Annotated in this window: 13 protein-coding genes; 4 read left to right on the top strand and 9 right to left on the bottom strand. The window is 43.9% G+C overall.

What is annotated here, in order from left to right; all coding sequences use genetic code 11:
- Positions 1-456: 456 nt before the first annotated feature.
- Positions 457-978: a hypothetical protein gene (locus tag HC026_RS07550; RefSeq protein WP_168925382.1), complete on the bottom strand. Its 522-nt coding sequence runs from the start codon at positions 976-978 to the stop codon at positions 457-459.
- A 158-nt stretch (positions 979-1,136) separates the two neighbouring features.
- Between HC026_RS07550 and HC026_RS07545 the strand changes: the two genes are divergently transcribed.
- Positions 1,137-2,309 carry an acetyl-CoA C-acetyltransferase gene (locus tag HC026_RS07545; protein WP_168925381.1) on the top strand — a complete coding sequence of 391 codons (1,173 nt, stop codon included), beginning with the start codon at positions 1,137-1,139 and terminating at the stop codon, positions 2,307-2,309.
- A 234-nt stretch (positions 2,310-2,543) separates the two neighbouring features.
- Here HC026_RS07545 and sfsA read toward each other — a convergent pair whose 3' ends face one another.
- Positions 2,544-3,266 (bottom strand): DNA/RNA nuclease SfsA, encoded by a 723-nt coding sequence (gene sfsA / locus HC026_RS07540; RefSeq protein ID WP_168925380.1) that lies wholly within the window; start codon positions 3,264-3,266, stop codon positions 2,544-2,546.
- Between the two features lie 96 nt (positions 3,267-3,362).
- Here sfsA and HC026_RS07535 point away from each other — a divergent pair, with 96 nt between their 5' ends.
- The gene (locus tag HC026_RS07535; RefSeq protein WP_168925379.1) at positions 3,363-3,887 is read left to right on the top strand and encodes a GNAT family N-acetyltransferase; all 525 of its coding nucleotides are present in this window, start codon (positions 3,363-3,365) and stop codon (positions 3,885-3,887) included.
- Positions 3,888-3,904: 17 nt separating this feature from the next.
- Positions 3,905-4,093 carry a hypothetical protein gene (locus HC026_RS07530; protein ID WP_168925378.1) on the top strand — a complete coding sequence of 63 codons (189 nt, stop codon included), beginning with the start codon at positions 3,905-3,907 and terminating at the stop codon, positions 4,091-4,093.
- A 57-nt stretch (positions 4,094-4,150) separates the two neighbouring features.
- On the opposite strand, the gene HC026_RS07525 is transcribed toward HC026_RS07530, so the two are convergent.
- The 4 genes from HC026_RS07525 to HC026_RS07510 form a co-directional block, all read right to left on the bottom strand.
- Positions 4,151-7,231, bottom strand: a complete 3,081-nt coding sequence (locus tag HC026_RS07525; RefSeq protein WP_168925377.1) for a YfhO family protein — start codon at positions 7,229-7,231, stop codon at positions 4,151-4,153.
- Positions 7,232-7,508: 277 nt separating this feature from the next.
- Positions 7,509-11,201 (bottom strand): helicase-exonuclease AddAB subunit AddA, encoded by a 3,693-nt coding sequence (gene addA / locus HC026_RS07520; RefSeq protein WP_240891043.1) that lies wholly within the window; start codon positions 11,199-11,201, stop codon positions 7,509-7,511.
- The gene (locus HC026_RS07515; RefSeq protein WP_168925375.1) at positions 11,188-14,751 is read right to left on the bottom strand and encodes a PD-(D/E)XK nuclease family protein; all 3,564 of its coding nucleotides are present in this window, start codon (positions 14,749-14,751) and stop codon (positions 11,188-11,190) included. The genes addA and HC026_RS07515 overlap by 14 nt, the downstream gene beginning before the upstream one ends.
- A gap of 344 nt (positions 14,752-15,095) precedes the next feature.
- A complete protein-coding gene (locus tag HC026_RS07510) occupies positions 15,096-15,605 on the bottom strand; it encodes a type 1 glutamine amidotransferase domain-containing protein (RefSeq protein WP_168925374.1) in 510 nt (169 codons plus the stop codon).
- Between the two features lie 174 nt (positions 15,606-15,779).
- On the opposite strand from HC026_RS07510, the gene HC026_RS07505 reads away from it, so the two are divergent.
- The gene (locus HC026_RS07505; protein ID WP_168925373.1) at positions 15,780-16,166 is read left to right on the top strand and encodes a winged helix-turn-helix transcriptional regulator; all 387 of its coding nucleotides are present in this window, start codon (positions 15,780-15,782) and stop codon (positions 16,164-16,166) included.
- Between the two features lie 317 nt (positions 16,167-16,483).
- On the opposite strand, the gene HC026_RS07500 is transcribed toward HC026_RS07505, so the two are convergent.
- The 3 genes from HC026_RS07500 to proB all read right to left on the bottom strand — a co-directional run bounded on the left by HC026_RS07500 (position 16,484) and on the right by proB (position 19,006).
- Entirely contained in the window at positions 16,484-16,834 is a 351-nt protein-coding gene (locus tag HC026_RS07500) for a hypothetical protein (protein ID WP_168925372.1), read from the bottom strand.
- Between the two features lie 80 nt (positions 16,835-16,914).
- The gene (locus HC026_RS07495) at positions 16,915-18,177 is read right to left on the bottom strand and encodes a glutamate-5-semialdehyde dehydrogenase (protein WP_168925371.1); all 1,263 of its coding nucleotides are present in this window, start codon (positions 18,175-18,177) and stop codon (positions 16,915-16,917) included.
- On the bottom strand, positions 18,170-19,006 hold the full coding sequence (gene proB, locus HC026_RS07490) for a glutamate 5-kinase (RefSeq protein ID WP_168925386.1): 837 nt from the start codon (positions 19,004-19,006) through the stop codon (positions 18,170-18,172). Before proB ends, HC026_RS07495 begins: the two co-directional genes overlap by 8 nt.
- Positions 19,007-19,008 lie beyond the last annotated feature (2 nt).

Below are 19,008 nucleotides of genomic sequence, written 5' to 3'. Positions count from 1 at the left end.
TAGCGAAATTGACTTCGCAAATTACATTTGATATCAGCCGAAACTGATATACCCTGCACATTTGTGAAACAAAACTTTGTTCAGTTTTCAAAGATCTACTGAGCTGATTAATTATGAACCAGCCTTATTATGATACCTCGTCGCTTTTAAACTGTCAACCAAAATTTAAAAATTTATATTTTTTAATCTCGACTTCTGTCGCAAGCAACTTAATCAATATACTGCTTCGTAGACTGAAAGTCAAACACAAATTTATAATAATTTATATTCATGTTTTTCGTTTTCCCTGCGAAGCAACTTTACTAATATATCATTGGTCCAAATACGTGTCAACGGAAATCCACAGATCTAATTGTATTCACATTTACTGTACGTATGCACCATTGCTCCAAACCATGAAAAATTGCTGCTACCATGTAGATTTAGAACAGACACCATATTAATTTAGCCCCACATCTATTTCTCATGAGGATTCCTCTTCTCAAAAAGTGTCTTACTTTCCATGGGGTGCTTCCGTAAATACTCTCGTGTAAAACTTGCGACTTTACTCGGGTCTTTCATATTAAGATTGGCCAACTTCATTGCATGATCCAATCGGGCATAGACCTTGCCGGCTATCGGATCATATAAATGTGTCAGCTGGTTGTGGTTCTCGTTGACCCAGTTGGTAAGCTCAGAAAAACTTCTAGGTTGCATAACTCTTAACAGAACCATTACAGCCATCGGAATCAAATCGAACAATCGTTGCTGCTTCTCATCTTTATCAAGCAACCTTACAAACCGATTGAAGAATAAATCAGTTAGCATCTCCGTCGTCCACTCGTTCGGTTGCTTACCATACCCTTCAATTGCCACCTGAAGCACCACCGAATCAATTAGCAATATCCGTTCCTGATCTGCCTGACTCAAGTTATTGACAAGTGGCACTTCACCGACTTGATCCAGCCAGTTATCCAACTGTTCATCTAATTGTGTCATGTTATACCTCCCAAATTTAGTTTCATCATTATATGAAAGATTCTTCTATAATACAAACCTTTAAAATTCCAGTAAAGCAAAATCAAAGCTAAAGACATTTCGCCAATTATCATGTATCCTTATCAAACGTATATTGAATTTTGAAGAGGAAGTTAATCATGAAAGAAGTCGTAATCCTAAGCGCGGTCAGAACACCAATTGGTAAGATGGGCCGTCAACTCGCAAATTATTCAGCAGTTGAACTTGGCACGCTTACTGCCAAAGCCGCAATTCAACAAGCGGGGATTCAACCTGAAACTATCAATCAAACAATCATTGGTAATGTACTACAAGCCGGTTCGGGTCAAAATGTAGCCCGCCAAATTAGCCTTAATAGTGATGTGCCATTTACTAGTACCGCAATGACCATCAATCAAGTATGCGGATCCGGCATCAAAGCAGTTCGGCTGGCTCAATCTGCCATCATGCTTGGAGATGCCGATGTTGTCCTAGTCGGCGGTACTGAGAGCATGTCAAACGTACCATACCTATTGCCTGATATGCGTCAAGGTACCAAGTATGGCGAGAGAAAGGTCCTCGATGGTATTGAACATGATGCATTACGGGATGCATTCACACAGGAGTTAATGGGAATGACAGCCGAAAATGTGGCTGCTAAGTATCACGTTTCCCGTACGGATCAAGACATCTTTTCCCTTCGCTCACATCAACGTGCAGTTGCGGCCACCAACGCTGGTTATTTTGAAGATGAAATCGTTCCAGTCACCGTTACAGGCAGATCAGCTACTCAGATGACTCAAGACGCAGCCATCCGACCAGATACTTCAATAGAAGCACTCAGTCATTTAAAACCAGCATTTAAAACTGGCGGTACCGTTACTGCTGGTAATTCAGCCGGATTAAACGATGGTGCCAGTATGCTGGTTTTGATGGACAAGAACGCTGCCGACGCAGCTGGCTTAAACTATCTTGCAGTTTTAGATGGGTACCAAGAAGTCGGCATTGATCCTGGCATCATGGGTTATGCTCCTTACTACGCCATCTCTCAACTGCTTAAAAAACAAGGAAAAATCATTACCGATTTCGATCGTTACGAATTAAATGAAGCTTTTGCTGCACAATCCGTTGCGGTTTCTCGTGACTTAAAAATACCTGATGATCGCTTGAATGTTAACGGTGGCGCTATCGCATTAGGCCATCCGGTTGGTGCTTCTGGTGCTCGAATTCTAACCACTTTGGTTCACGATCTACAACGTGAACAACTTGATTCCGGTGTTGCTGCTATCTGTATTGGCGGCGGAATGGGCATCGCGCTGTCCGTTCATCGTTAGTGGGTGATAGCCATTAAGAGGCTGTGACACAACTCGGTAGATTCCAATAACACCAAAAACGCCATCCCGATAAAACCCATCGGAATGACGTTTTTGGTGTTATATGGCCGGAATCTGAGTTGTGAAACAGGTTAGGGCTATATGCAAGTCATGAGCTACAGCAAATTTTAGGATGTATGTCTGTCAAGAAACTAAATTAAATCCTTGTCGATATAGACTGATGTTACAAGTTTATTAGTCCGCTTCTTCAAAATGAGCATTCAGATCAAAAGGCACCGCCCGCCTTAGCGTAACCGTATCAGGCGCCACGTTACAATCCAGTGCCACCACGTGCACACCCGCTTGCTGAGCTGCTTCAATTGCCGCTGTCAACTTCGGTGCACGCTGCCGATAAATAGTCATGAGATGGGCATAATCCAGTTGGACCACGAATAACAAATAGGCAATGGCGCCCTCTTGAACCGCTCGTGTCAGTTCGTGAACGTGTTTCACAGCACGCACAGTCGGCGCATCTGGAAACGCCGCTACACCATGATTCTCCAGAGTCACCCCTTTGACCTCGATCCAAAGGTCCTGTCCTGAGTTCGTTTGCCCCCAAAAATCGATGCGCGAATCATGGTAAACCGTTTCAGGCTTAAAGTGACTCAATACCGGTAAATCTGGCAAATTCAGCTTACCGGCTAACTGTGCTTCCTTTACTAATTGGTTTGGTAATTGACTATCAATATTGATCCAATGTTGCCCCTGCTTCTTTACAGCAATCAAATCGTATTGAGTTTTTCGCGTTTTTTTGGGTTGATAGTTCAAGGCTACCTGTGTTTCGGGTATTAGTAATTCTTTACCTCGCCCCGTATTTTTAACGTGGACAGTGACAATCTCATCCGCCAGTTTACAATGTGCAATAAACCGATTAGGCCGATCAATGAACGTTGCTAGCTTAACATCTTCATACTGCATTTCAACCACTCCTCGTTATTTAATACTGCGCTAGACCTTTTTAAAAAGCAATTAAAGGGGTAAAATTTAGGCTAACTATTCATGAGGAGGCAAATCATGCCAGCAACGTATCTAAGACGGGCTACCCAAGCAGACCTACCCGCAATTAGCGCCATCATTAATGGCGCTAAAGCCTACTTAAAGGAACAAAACATCAACCAATGGCAAGATGGCTATCCAGATTCAGCAACTCTCCAGCAAGATATCAAGGATGGTATAACCTTCGTTTTAATCTATGACAATCAGATTGCTGGAACTGCTGCACTACACCAAGGAATCGATGTCAACTACCTGAAGATTGAAGATGGAGAATGGATTGACGACACAAACGATCATTATTCAGCTATTCATCGAATTGCGGTAGCTAGCGATTTTCGTGGCCACCATTTGTCAGAAACTCTAATGACCAGTCTTATTACCATTTCCGGACTACTGGGCTTCAAAGATATCCGAATTGACACTCACCCAGATAACAAGGGTATGCAGCACGTCATTACCAGTTCTGGCTTCGATTATCGTGGTATAGTACATATGCAACGCGACAACGCGCTTCGTTATGCGTACCAGTTGTTAATCAAGTAGTCAGTGAGGTGAAACCTATGACCATTGCAGATACCGCCGTCCAAATCAAATTGATGATTCTGTTTGCTGTTGGACTGATCACACTGCTAACTGTCATTGTTCTTAGCATCCGTCGTGATCACCGGATTGTTTTAAATTCAACCTTACCGCTGATTATTGTGTCAGCTTTCATGCTGATCGTGTTAACCAGCTTAATGCTATTGTGAAACAGGATACCCCGCGCAAAAGGTCTGGTTCTTCGTTGAAGAACCAGACCTTTTTAGTTAGTGCTTAGTTGTCTGCGTCCGACCCAACCAGCGCCAAAATTCCACGGCAGCGCCAATAACGAATAGCAATAAACCAAGGACCGAAAGTAGTCGTCCAGCAAATAGTCCAGGAGTCCGATAAGTTAGTTTAACCTGATGGCGGCCAGCAGGTAGCTTCGCACCTATAAACCCGGTATTGACCTTTTGCGTAGGCGTGTCTTGCCCGTCTACAGTTAAGTGCCAACCCTTAGTGTAAGGAATTGACGTTGTTAACACACTAGCCTGAGTCCGATTAGTGGTGCCCGTTACGCCGTCATTAGTCACTTTCAACTGCTTCAGACTTTGCTTTTGAATCTGAGTTGTCTTTTGACGATAACTTTGACCAAACGGCACTGCAATGATCCGCACACGTTTAAAGCTCATGTGGTTTGCCTTAGTCACTGTCACGTTGATCGTCTTCCGAGCTTTCTTAGCGTAACCTAAGTTAACTAACGCTTTGCCCTTCTTTTCGTAGTCCGACATGTTGCTGATTCCGAGCTGTTGAACTACGGCTTTTTTGTGTTTGGCACTCACTTTCAGATTGAACGAATTAAAGTATTGATTATTGGTAAAATCACGCCAGTAATTTAACTTCACACCAGTCGAAAATGGTATATTCGCAACTTCTGAACGACGAGCAGCGTCATTCAGCCGATCACTAATCGTTGGATATTGTGCTTTAATACCATCAAACTCAATGTAGAGTTCGCAATGTTTGTAGGCAGAAGGATTCTTCAACGTAATTTTATAATCGATATTTTGCCCAAGTGTATCGCTAGTAATTTTCTTTAAGCCATTGCGATTATCATAATTATTTTGATCAACGATCGTTTGATTCTCCTGCAACAGATTTTTGACCGATTGGCTTGGTTTATAGAATTGGGACATGTAATTATAGTACTTAACCTGCTTGGGGGTCAGTTTTTTGGATTCAATTTTATTCGTCACCGGCGCACTGGTATCCCTCTTAATTCGGTATCTGGTTGCTTGTGCTACCGTCGTAAATGGCTGGTAGTTCATCTCTACCGAATAAGGTACCGTCTTGGCCGTTGAAGCAGCTTTCACCGTTTTAACCTCGGTCAGCTTCTGACTAGTCAATGTACCATCGAGAAGTGCTTGTTCTTTGTTATTGGCAGATAATTTTTGAAAGGCCGTACTGTCTAATTGCCGCGTCTGCGTATAAGCCAGCGGTAAAGCATACTTGTTGCGATAAATCGCCGTACCAAAGTCATTATCCAGTGAGTACACCTGTCGATTGACAAAATTCATCGGCTTACCCTGCTTATTTTTCATAATCTCAAAACCATACGGGACTTTTGATTTACCAACTTGGTTGTGACGAACGAACAAGTACTTCACGTTCAGCAACGATGACATCGTGGTTCGATTATCCACGTTACTAGTTGGGTTATTCATCGTGTTTTCATTGTTCTGCAAGGTTTTGTTAAAATCATTTACCGCGCCATTTTGAACTGAAAAATAAGAACCAATCGTGTGCGTGTTCAGCAACATCGGAATATTATTACCCACAGCTTTGGAGGAATAATAGTTTGAGGTTGAGGCGGTTCGATAGAAGGTTTTTTCGGTCCGATTTAAATACCGATCAGCATAGTCGTAGTAGGCCTTGATCCAGTGATCAGCTACGCCACCGCTTAATTCACCGATTTGAAGCCGGTCATTGTAGCTGCTGCTATAAAATCCGAGACCAATACTGGTGACGTTCACAATGACTAACAGTAGCAGCCCTAACCGAAAACGAACATTTTCGAGTCCAATGAATAACCCATAGGCAATAATAACCAACATCAACAGGTAAATACCATACGTGACCAGGTGATGGGCCCGCATGCTAAAGCCAAAGCCATTGCCAATCCAAATCAACCCTAAGAAGATCAATGTGCCCCACAGGAACCACTTAAAATCTGCTGGTACCAACTCATGCAAATGATCGACAAAAATGCCAGCCGCTAAAGCGAACACAATTTGCGCCAGTAGCAGCCAACGGTTAGATGGCGTACTCATAACGTTCATAGCCGCCGCAAATTGTGGGAACAACATGCCCACAACGATCAGTATCAAGGTCACGTTCAGCATTAAATATTTCTTGAAGTGCCTTAAAGTCCACATCATAGCAATCAAGGATAATCCGCTGGTCCCCATGACCGCCCAATAGAGTCGATCGCCACTAGAATCTAAAAGCGTATTGGGTAATTTTAGATAGTAGGCACCCGGATAAAGGGTTAAGCCATTGGCGAAAATCGAAGCGCCAGATGACCGAGAAGAGTGCAACATTGAAAAAATGTTGGGTAGCAATACCATTGCCGAAATTAACAGTGCCATGACTACCGTTAACATGAAGTAACCGAATGACTTGGAAAATGAGCGAACTAACTCGCCCTTCCGTTTCAAATCAGCGTAACGGATCAGGGCAAAAATCAGGGAGCCAATGCCCAGTAAGTAAGCAAAGTAGATATTACTAATTAGAACAATTGCCGTCATTGCCACCAGCCACAAAAACGACTCGCCATGATAGATTTTATCAACCGCCGTACAAAGCAGCGGGAAGAAAATCAGTGGTAATAGGAAAAATGGGTGATGGAAGGCCACGTAGAATGAAAAACTGGTAAACGTATAGATTAGTGACCCAACTAAGCGGCCACTGCGTTTCAGTTTCATTTGTTTAGCAAACACCAAGAACGCCAATCCCACGAAATATAAGCGCAGAATGGTCAGCAATTGATACCCGAGCTGAATCTTACCAGCTGGAAAAAGGGCAATTAGATAGCTGAACGGATCTCCCACAACATAATAAGCAAAGGTCGTCATTTGGTCTGCACCGAGGCCTAAGTTCCATGACCAGCCAAATAAGGACTGGTGCGCTGTCCCATGCAGGATACGATAGAACTGTTTTAGGATGGGATAATGCTGCGCAATCCCATCCATTTTCCAAATCGTTGTCAGTCCCATCAAGCGCAACGAGCCAAAGGTGCAAAGCACGATAAATGCAAAAGCCACCGAATAGACAACCCACACTGGGAGTTTTTCGTAAATTTTTCTCAAAACTATTCTCTCCAGTTTAATCATTTAATACTCCTATTATGCCATGATACCGTTGCTGAAAACAAATCCACAGGTAATAAATACCGGTTTCAAAACTGGCTTCAGGCAAATCACTCGGACTACTTTACAGCGGTCAACGTTTCACTCATAAAATCAACAACACCTATTAAACGTCTATTTAACGCGTTTGATAGGTGTTGTTGTGTGTGCCACCAGTGTAAATTCAAACCAGCGGCCAAAGAAAAATTAAATTTGTAAGACATAAATGTAACAGCAACTAAACCTGCACTAGCCGGTCTATTGACAGTAGGTAAAGATACTTGTTAAGTACCGGTTGCTGCAGCATTTTTTCTAATGCCAATGCGTACAGTCTCAGCTGGCCTTCATAACGGTGCTTCACCTTTTCGATTCCGGCATCCGTTGGCTGTAAATAATCCGTCTTGTAATCAAACAACGTGATGCCGTCCTCAGTCAAAAAGTACCCGTCAATAATTCCGTGAATTAAGATTTTCGCGTCTTCATCATGCACCGTTGCAAAGACCTTCTTCGCTGGTAACAACAGCGAAAACGGTGTTTCCCGTTTCAGACTGCTTTGGTGCTGTAAAATTCGCTGACCAAATTCACTGGCAAAGAAGTTCACGATTTGTTCCTGCTTAATGAGTTCAGCTACTGGTTGCTGCATCACCTTCTGCTCCACTAAGCGGTTAATAACAGCTTGAATGGCAGCCAGATCAACGGACTTTGATAGATCCAGTTCTTGAAAGATTAAATGGGTGGCCGTCCCAACTTCAGCAGAAGTCGGTGCGTTGATTGTTTGCATGAAGGCGGGCTGTTCAAGTTCATGCGTCACAAAGCGATTACCGCCCTGTGCTGTTTGCCATTCTGGCTGATAATCACCTAGCTGCTTTAAGTCGGGGTCTTCAAACAGCCGTTTGATCTCGGAGACTGACTGGTAAGCAGTCGTTTGTGTCTCCGCCAGATTTTGATAGCTAAAGGACATCAGCTGATCTATTTCATCAACGTTCACGTCGGTATAATCAGTCGTTTCGGACTGTTCCTTTAAATCTTGAAGCCACTTTTCACCTGTTTCGGCCTTTAAGCGTGGGCCCATACCAATTAGATCATCAGCGGAATAGAAGTTCAGCTCAAACTGGGTGTGATCATCTTTTAAAGCGGGTAACACTTTCTGTTCTGGGTTCAGTTTAAAGTTTGGATGGCGCATTAGTGCTAACCCGATCCAGTCCAAAAAGTTGTGAGTCTTTTCTCTCAAATTGGGATTTAGTACCAAAGAATCATCATGATTAGCTGCACTCCAGCCTTTCAACAGACTGTCTTGGCCCTTACACTCACCCACAATGTAAAGCCGCTGTTCAGCACGGGTCAGTGCTACGTATAGTTTACGCATTTCCTCGGCCAGCGCTTCTTTTCGGGTAGCTGATTGAATAACTAACTTGGGTAAAGTTGGCGCGGTGACCCGTTTTTCAGAATCAAAATAATCGATTCCTATACCCAACTGATTATTGAGGATCGCCTTGTCAGTGAGATCCTGAAGGTTGAACTTCTTTGAAGCATTCAGCAAGAACACTACCGGAAATTCCAGACCTTTACTGCCATGAATCGTCATAACTTGAACGGCATTTTCTGTCGCTCTCGTTTTAGCTTCAGCGAGGTCATGCTCGTTTTTCTGCATCCGTTCAATAAACCGAACGAACTGAAAAAGGCCTTTAAACCCGTTTGCTTCGTAGTCAGCTGCCCTTTCGTACAAGGCATGCAGGTTGGCCTGCCGCTGTGGCCCAGCTGGCATCCCGGCAACATAATCCAGAAAGCCGGTGGTTTGGTAAATTTGCCAGATCAACGTTGCTAACTGCTTTTGCCGGGCGGTGGTTTGGAACTGGTTTAGCTGTTCCAAAAACTTCTGAACTTTGGGATACAGACTGTCAGCGTATTGATTGCCGGCATATTGAGTGTGATAGTGATCGTAAAAGTGCAGTAGCGAAGAATAGTAATCATCCGTCTTATCACTAATTCTGAGATAGGCCAATTCATTTTCATTTAGCCCAACAATGGGCGATCGCAACACCGCTGCTAGCGGAATATCCTGGTACGGATTATCAATAATCTGCAGCATCGACATCATGATCTGTACTTCGGTGGTTTTAAAGTAACTCTGAGCGTCATTGATTTGAACGGGAATATCCACCCTTCCAAATTGATCTTGAATCTCCAGATTATTCTTCTTGGTAGAAGCAATAATGGCAATATCCTGGTATTTTAGCAACCGAAGTTCCTGCTTGGACCGATCCCAGATCTGGGTATCTTGTGCTAATAACTCACGGATTTTTTGTGCCACTAAGGTCACCTGACCTTCGTCGCCATCTGGTACTTCGTCCGTACCCGCTTCACTAGGTGCCTCCGTGTCGTAGATCATTAATGAAGCCACGTTAGGCAGTGAATCAGGATAGCTCGCACCATATACCAATTTAGCCGATCCGGCATATTTAATCTGACCTAACTGTTCATCCATGATTTGGGTGAAAATTAAGTTGGTAAAATCATCGACGTTTTTCATTGAGCGAAAATTTTCCGCTAAAGTAATTTCCTTACCAGCCTCAGGGTCTTCCTGATACCGGTTGTACTTATCAATAAACAATTTCGGTTCTGCCAGCCTGAAACGATAAATCGACTGCTTTATATCACCCACCATAAATAAATTACCCGGATGATCATGTGCCAAAGTGGTGACAATGGCTTCTTGCAATTCGTTAGTATCCTGATATTCATCCACCATTATTTCGTGGTAATCCTGGGAGAGCTGCTGACGAACAGCGACAGCTTCAGGTGTTTCAGTTTGTAATATCTGCAGTGCAAAATGTTCAATGTCACTGAACTCCCACACGTGACGCCGACGTTTTTCAGCATCATAAGCAGTCGCAAATTTTTCCACGGCCACCGCTAATTCCGCCACAATTTCGCGACTATTATTCATCGCCTCTGCCGTTTCTTCTTCGGGTAACGGCATTAGTTTAGCCGCGGTTTCAAGTGCATCCTTGGCATTGTCTCGGTGAGTAACGTATGTTTCTTTAATGGCTTGATAGTCATCATACTCAGCTGCCTTCTTCCCAATCGATGGCAGCCGTCCCCAAGGAAATTCATTGAGGCCTAAACGTAAGCCGTTCCAAGACAATTCATCCATGTTGAATTCTGATAATGGCGACAGCAGGCTGTCCATATAGGCCACTGCTTTGTCAATCCCAGCATCTTCGGCGAGGTCACGCGCCTGCGTTAGTTCTTGTTTCGCAGTATCTAACTGTTGTTGAATCAGTGGCAACAATTGCTCTTGAACGATTTGGCTCTGCATGAGCGGTCCGTCAACCTGATAGGGTTCAGCTAAGGTCTTCAACCACGCACTGGGATCGGGCTTAGCACCCATAAATTGAAACACCTGCATCACTTTATCAGTGAGTCCGTCGTCAGAACGGTCGTTGGAAAAATTCTGAACCAGTTGTTTAAACGCGCCGCCTTCGTCCTCTTGGTACAGCTGTTCACGCACATCGTTCCAGACTTCATCCTGCAGTAACGCACTTTCTGACTGGTCACCTAGAATCCGGAAAACGGGATCAAGATTGATCAAATAGTAATAGCGCTCAACAATTCGCTGACAAAATGCATCTAACGTGCTGATGTCAGCTACCGGCAAAACTGCTAGTTGCCGGGATAAATAACGCTGCTCAGCTGCATTTGCCTGACTGATCTGCTGCCGAAGTGCTTTTTCAATTCGGTCCTTCATTTCAGCAGCCGCGGCCCGGGTAAAGGTCACAATGAGGAGGTTTTCCAGACTTTCGTGAGCCAAAATCATGTTGATCACTCGATCCACCAGTACCCGGGTTTTCCCAGAACCAGCAGAGGCTGATACAAGTAAATTAGTTTGGTGGGTATCTAACACTTGTTGTTGACTCTTAGTGTATTTCACGGTCGTTAACCTCCTCTGCAATGCGTTTTATGATCTCATCCGCTTTGGCTGAAGCAGTCTGTACCCGGTAACTGTTTTCCGGCAACATCGGGTCAAACTGCATAATGGCAGTGTATGGCGAATTCGTCATCGCTGTTGGTCCACTCAGCGGCTTATAGGGATTCAATTCAATCTGGCCATCAAAAATACTTTGGCCAGCATCGGTGATCTTCATCTCAGTATATTTTAAAAGGTTTTGCAATTGATCCATAGTAATAATTGAATTTGACTTAGCAGCGGAACCGTCCTTCTTTAACTTGAACGGAAAGACCTTAGCTGCTTGACTGACTGCTAACTGCGGTTCGAGGCCGTGAATTAACTCATCATCGGCAACTAAGACACCTTCATAGCGTTCTTTAGCTAATAGCGCACTGGCAATGTCCGTCCTGATATCGCTTGGCCGTAACCGCGGATTCTGCAAGTGCAGGTAGAGCGCACCAGCCAGCTGCGCATCCGGGTCATCGGCAATCAACGCCATGTTCTTTTGCACCACATCCAGATAAGTCATCATCTGCATGGCAATACCTTCATAGATGTCGTTGAACTTAACCGTATGTTCACTGGACTTATAGTCAACAATGCCAATGTATTCGCTATTGGGTAATTTCAGCGTATCAATTCGGTCGATTTTTCCACGAACCTGAATCTGCTTTTTCTTCGGTAAATTAAATTCCAGTGGTGGTAATCCATCCTCAGCGCCAATGTGGCCAAACAGCACCTCGGTTTTACGGGCCCGCATTGGCGTGTACTGGCTTTGTTTATGAAAGGTCGAAGCCATTTGCCGAACGACCCCAATCAACTGTCCTTTGATAAAGGCCATTCGATGACTGCTATTTAAAATGGCATACTGTAAATTCTTGGGATCATTTAAAATTTGACCAGTAATCTCATCAATCAGCTCATTCAGTTGCTGATCATCTAAGTTCGCTAAATCTATGTTTTCTGCATTGACCCGTTTCATTAACTGATCCATTGCAGCGTGGAAGAATTCCCCCGTGTTAGCTGGTGACAATTCAAATTCGTCTCGTTCACGTAGTTTCAGCCCGTACTTCAAGAAGTAAGCGTACTGATTCCGATAGAATTCCTCTAGTTTAGAAATGGAACTATTGATGGTATTGCCATACAATCCAGTCACGATCTCGGCATCTAACTGCGCGGGAACGTTGCGATATGAGATACTACCTAACAATTTTTCGGTCAGAGCTTGCGTCTCGCCCTTACTGAGCACCCGGTAAACGTACTGCCAGGAAGAACTCAGCCGCACGTTCCGGTCGCGACTATCATTACTAGCTTGAATCAAATGTCGCAGCGTTGCCCGTTTAGCGCCTAAATAAGGCTTGAGATCCTGCTGATTGGCCTGCGGTGTTGCAGTATGGCTAATAATCGGTAAATTAAAATGACTTTGAATGCGCGCCAAATAAGGACTAATTGTATTTTGATCATCATCACCGGCGTTAATCGGATAGGTAAAAATCAGGCGTTCGCTAGGTGTCATAAACGCCAGATAGTTAATGTACGGCTCTCCCTGCAAGGTCATGATGCTGCCATCGTTAAGATACTCACCTTCTGGCAACGTCAGTTTTTGACGGTCCTGATCGTTTAGCAAATGAGTTGGTAAAGTGGTATCAGGCATCGTTTTATCGGTAGACCCAATCATAAAGGTGATTTTTCGGTTATTCATTTGGATGATCCCACTTTCAGAAATCACCACTTGATCCAATGTTGATGGAATTTGGGAATAATTAGCTCCTTCAAAACCAGCATGTAACAGGGAGAGAAAATCTGGCGCTGAAAATATTCGGTCGCCTAAGATCGTAACGTACTCATCTAGTAGGTCACAAAAAGTCTGCCAAACTTGTTCTGGCTGGCCCGCTTGTACTAAATCACCATCACTAATCGCTTGGTCCCGCCAGGCCATTAACTGATCATTAACCCCGTTTTCGGTCATAAAATTGACCAATAACGTTGCAGCTTCCCGGCCATTTTTAGCCTGATCAAGTTTTTGATAGAAAGGGACCAGCGTATCACGAACGAACCGACGAATACCATTGATCTGGTCGGAAGTGACCTGATCAGCACTAGTGACCGTGCCCAGATCATCACTTCTTAGCTGAGCATATGGCCAGTCTGCTTTTTGCAACCAACGTGAACCTTGATACCCCATTTTAAGCACCCAATTTTCAGTCTTAAATAAGGCGTCACGAAAGGCGTCAATCGCCATAAATTGATCCTTGGCAGTTTTAGGAATCAGCAGTTCTGTTTTCAACAGTCGCATAATATCGGCGTATTGAAAATGCTTGCGCTTAATTTCAAAAATTGCGTCAATCAGCTCGACCAGCGGATGATCGGCCATTGATTGTTGCACATCACTGAAGTAAGGAATTTCCTGAGCGTTCATAATCGGCGCCAAGATAGTTTCATACTGATCTAAGTGGCGGGTTAAGACTAGGAAATCACGATATCGGTAGCCTTTTTCGGCCACTAACTGGCGAATCATCGTGGCTACCCGGGAAACTTCAGCATAGCGATTATCAGCTTGGATGATTTGAATGCAATCAGTCTGCTGAAGCGTTTCAGTTTGAGTAGAAGTGACCCCCGTAGCCGTCGTTTGCCAATAGGTTTCCAGGTGCTGCAACTCTGGTACTGTTCGTGGATCCGACGCTTTAATATCATGTAAAACCGGAACTGATAATGCTCGAGCAGTTTGGTACAACCGCATATAAGTCCGCGAAGGTTGATAGAAAAGGCTCTGCTCATTAATCGTGTCAGCGCTGGGCGTTCCCTGATCAAGAATGAGAGCAATTTTCACTTCTGAAGCGCGTTGCATCAGAGTTGATAGCAACTTCATTTCTTGTGCTGAGAACTGAGTTTGAGAAAACCCATCAAAATAGAAATGAGCATGACTCAAATCAACCTGCTCTAAATAAGTACTTAACTGATTCAATAAGTCAGTATTAGCGACGTATTTATTGGTCATAGCCTGCTCAAAACTGTCATAAATCAAGACCAAATCATGTAATTTAGCATCCAGATCCGCACTGGTCCCCGTCATTTGTTTAGCGACTTGATCAAGATCTAAAACACTGACCTGACCCGTTTTCAGTTCTAATATTTGCCGCGTCAGCAAACTGATAAACCCGGGCCGATCAGCCTCACCAGCAAACAGTTGGAGTTCGTCTTGATGATCTAGAATGGCTTGATAGACCAGCATGTTCATCCCAGCTTGAGAAATTCGTGGCAATTGATAAGCAGGCGCATTTTTCATGAAGAACCATGCCAACCGCGTTAACGACAGCACCTGGACGCCAGACTGAGCATACGCGTCATTATCCACCCCCGCGAGTTGAGCCAGCTTGGTCAGTACCTGAACCTCTGATTCGAACTTAATGTGGTTTGGCACTATATAATAAAATTGATCATCAGGATATTCCTGCTGACATTTTGCCAGTTCTGCCAAGAGACTGTTCTCATGGTCAGCACTTGCTTTTCCAATCACAAATTGTAACGTCATTGTGTTTGTTCCTTTCTACTCGTTTCGAATTGCGAAATAACTTGCATCCATCTTCGAATTTTTACTGGTTTAATCATAGCATATTTGAACGTCTGTTCGAGTCGTTTTTGAGGTTTACACATCATTTTAATGCAATTAATTTTATTAAATTACAAACACTTAAAAACTGTTTACCAGTCGCCTTTAATCCCGATAATGCAGGCTAAATAAAAACGGCAACATCCTGATAGCAGATTACTTGCTGCTCAGGACGTTGCCGTCTATTTAGTGGTTATTGCGTCAAACACTTGTCCGAAAATACCTGCCGTGCTTGGTCATGATAAACCGTTTGGGGGCTGTTTAGTTTACTTTGCTAATGCTGCAAGCAAGGCTTGATTAAAAGCCGGAATATCCTTTGGTTCTCGACTAGTGATTAAGTTACCATCGATCACTACGGGCTGATCGGCCACCCGGGCCCCTGCGTAATAGAGATCTGGCTGCACAGTTAGGTAAGATGTCATGGTGCGACCATGAACTAAACCAGTTTGAATCATTAACTGCGGGCCGTGGCAAAGAGCTGAAATCAGCTTATCATTCATCAAAAAGTGCTTAGTGAAATCAACAAAGCGCTGATCCGCACGTAATTGATCTGGTGAAAAGCCACCAGGAATGAACAGTGCATCAAAGTCTTCCGGTTTAACATCCGCAATCGATCTGTCAATGGTAATGACTGTGTTGTGCTTACCAGTAACGGTCCCTTTCTCAAAGCCAATGATTGTAACATTGTGGCCTGCATCGCGAATCGCATTTACGGGATCAACGAATTCAACGTCTTCGACTAAATCAGTAACAACAACTGCAACTTTTTTCATCATGTTTCCTCCTTTGTATGTGATTCTATTATTACGGCTCAGGAGCAAACTGACAATAACGCACTTTTTTGTGCCTATACATATTTCCGTAACATTTATATACTAAAGCGAATTTGTTGCTCTGGTCAGGATGCTGAGATATGCTTCTAAAATGTAAAACTGTTTTGGAGGGATTCTATGACTGATGCGTTAAGGAAATACACCCAGGAAAAAATACAGAAAAAGGATTTCGATTGTGCGAAGGAATACACACTTTCGATGTTTTCAGGAAAGTACAAAATCGTCATTATTTATCATTTATTCCATGATGGCACCATGCGGTTTAACCAAATCCAACGCTTGCTGGATGACGCCACTCATAAAATGCTGGCGCAGCAACTCAAAGAATTAACTGCAGATGGCTTGGTCACTCGCCGTGAGGAAATCGCTAACAACCGCAAAGCCACCTATTATAGCTTGACAGCCACTGGCGAAAGTCTGATGCCTATTATCGAAGACATGTTTACTTGGGGAACCAAGCGGTTGGAAGCATTAGAATTGGCCGGTAACTTTAAGTTACATTGAAAAGGAGATTTTGAACCCACCCTACTGGAAAATATTTGTTCCACGTGAAACTTTTGCTGTTTTATAAATCCAAAATAAGAGGCCCTGACATAAGTCTATATTGATAAAAATTTCATTTGGTTTCTTGACTTAAAGACAATTTAAAGTTTGCTTTTGTTCAATACTTTAATCTAGTCTAAATATACCACAACTCAGATTCCGGCCATTTAACGCAAAAAAGCGTATTCCGAAAAAGTTCAACGGAATACGCTTTTTGCGTTAAATTCTGGAATCTACCGAGTTGTGTCACACTCTCTTATTTGCACTAAAGCTAGTATTCATTCTTGATTAACCTGAATCAAATTTTCCTTCAAAACCGCGTTAGTATAGTGTTCCAAATCAGCTAACGCTTCCGGATCATCGTTTTGATGTGCCGCTTTGCTTTCCGCAATCGCCCACTTAGCAAGGTTATCCGTAATCGGGACAATATCCTGCAAGATATGCATCGTTGCCCGATCTGCGTGAGCTTTGCGGATGTCTTTAAAGCTGTCATAGTCAGTGATTAACCGCAAATGATCACCACTGGAAAGCTCAGTAGACTCAAAAATAACAAAATGAGATTTCTGGTTTGCCTCATCCATCTGCGATTTAAGCATATCCAATTGCTCAGGGTTGGTTTTAATCGTCACAGCGCATCGCCTCTTTACATTCATTTTAACAAATTTTCATCGGGTAAACGAGATGTAAAAAGGCTTTTACTGCATTTTAACTATTTGCGGACCTGACCATCGCCGTAAATGATGTACTTGGTTGAGGTTAATTCATGCAGCCCCATTGGCCCACGAGCGTGCAGTTTTTGGGTACTGATGCCAATTTCGGCACCAAAACCGAATTCGAACCCATCCGTAAACCGAGTAGACGCATTAATGTAAACACAGGCGGCATCGATCTGCTGTAAAAAGCGCTGACCGTTTTGGTAATTATCCGTGATGATAGCTTCGGAGTGCTTCGTGTTGTGGGCATTGATGTGGGCAATGGCTTCGTCTTCAGAATCGACGACTTTGACTGCCATGATCAAGTCATTGTATTCTTCGTCCCAATCGGCATCCGTCGCTGGCACCATACTTGGCACGATTGCTCTTGCTCGATCATCACCGCGAAGCTGAACGCCTTGGTCCGCCAAAGCTGCTGCGATCACCGGCAAATATTCATCAGCGACAGCACTGTGAATCACTAATTTTTCTGCAGCATTGCAGACGGATGGTCGTTGCACCTTGGCGTTAACCGTGATATCAACCGCCATTTGTAGCTCAGCATACTGATCAACGTAGATGTGACAGTTACCCGCACCGGTTTCAATCACGGGTACTTTAGCAGTTGTTACAACCCGCTGAATCAAGCCACGGCCACCACGAGGTATCAAAACATCCAGGTATTTGGTCAAAGCCATCATTTCATTGGCTACTTCGTGAGACGTATCGTGAACTAACTGGACGGCGTTTTCATCCACGCCTAATTGTTTAAGAGCACCTCGAAGAACATCGCTGATAGCAATATTAGTTTGAATGGCTTCCTTACCACCACGCAGCATGACTGCATTACCGCTTTTATAACATAACGCAGAAGCATCAGCCGTCACGTTTGGCCGGGCTTCAAAAATAATCCCGATAACGCCTAGCGGTACCCGCTGCTTGCCGATCATCAAACCGGCTTCGTTCTTCCACATCTTATCAACACTGCCGATGGGGTCAGCCAGCTGAGCCACCTGCCGCATGCCTTCTGCCATATCATTGATCCGATCAGCCGTTAACGTCAGTCGATCTACAAAGCTTGCTTTCAGGTCAGTTGCGTTAGCCAAATCCTGCTGATTGGCAGCTAAAATAGTATCAGAATGCGCGACTAATGCTTCTGCCATTGCCATCAAGCCATCATTTCGCTGCTGGTTAGATAGTTGTGCCAACTGCGTTTCGGCTTGTTTTGCCAACTGACCCATTTTTTCTAACTGAGTCAGATTAATCGTTTCGTTAGCCATGTTGAAAAACTCCTTTTTCTTCGGGAGTAAACCAGGTACCAACTGGTTTACCAGCTAAAATATCCAAAATAACTGCCGGGTCTTTGCCACTTGCCAATACCATTTGACGGTTATCTTTCAGCATGATTTCCGCTGCTGTTAGCTTGGTAACCATACCGCCTGTTCCATACCGGCTGCCACGGCCGCCAGCGACTGCATATGTGCCATCATCAATATGATGAATGGTTGAAATTAGCTGAGCATCATCGTGCTTAAGTGGATTTTGATCATAGAACCCTTCTATATCAGAGAGCATGATCAACAAATCAGCATCCACGTGAGTGGCTACAATTGCAGACAACTGATCGTTATCACCGAATTTGGTCCGGTGATCCATTTCATCCACCGCGATTGAGTCATTTTCGTTGACGATTGGAACAACGTGTCTAGCCAATAATTTATCAAAAGTATCCATCACATGCTGGTTGCTGGCTGGGAAATCAAACACATCGTGGGTCAACAAAAGCTGGCCGATGGTCTGATTATAGTGTGCAAATCGCTGGTTAAACATCGTAATCAGCTTACTTTGACCAATCGAAGCAAGTGCCTGCTGCTCACTGATCTCCTTGGGTCGCTCCTTTAGCCGAAGTGCGTTTAAACCGACTCCAATCGCGCCAGACGAAACCAAGATAACTTCTTTCCCCTGTCCGCACAGCGTACTTAGTGCGAAGGCCAGTTGATCAATGACCTTCAAATTAAGCCCGCCACTGGGGTAAACCAAGCTACTTGTCCCAACTTTGACGACTAATCGTTTAACATTCATCTTTCGGTTGCTGAGCTGAGCTCCCATTC

This window comes from Secundilactobacillus angelensis, assembly GCF_012641075.1.
Classification (GTDB): domain Bacteria; phylum Bacillota; class Bacilli; order Lactobacillales; family Lactobacillaceae; genus Secundilactobacillus; species Secundilactobacillus angelensis.
This window is presented reverse-complemented; position numbering and strand designations above follow the sequence as displayed.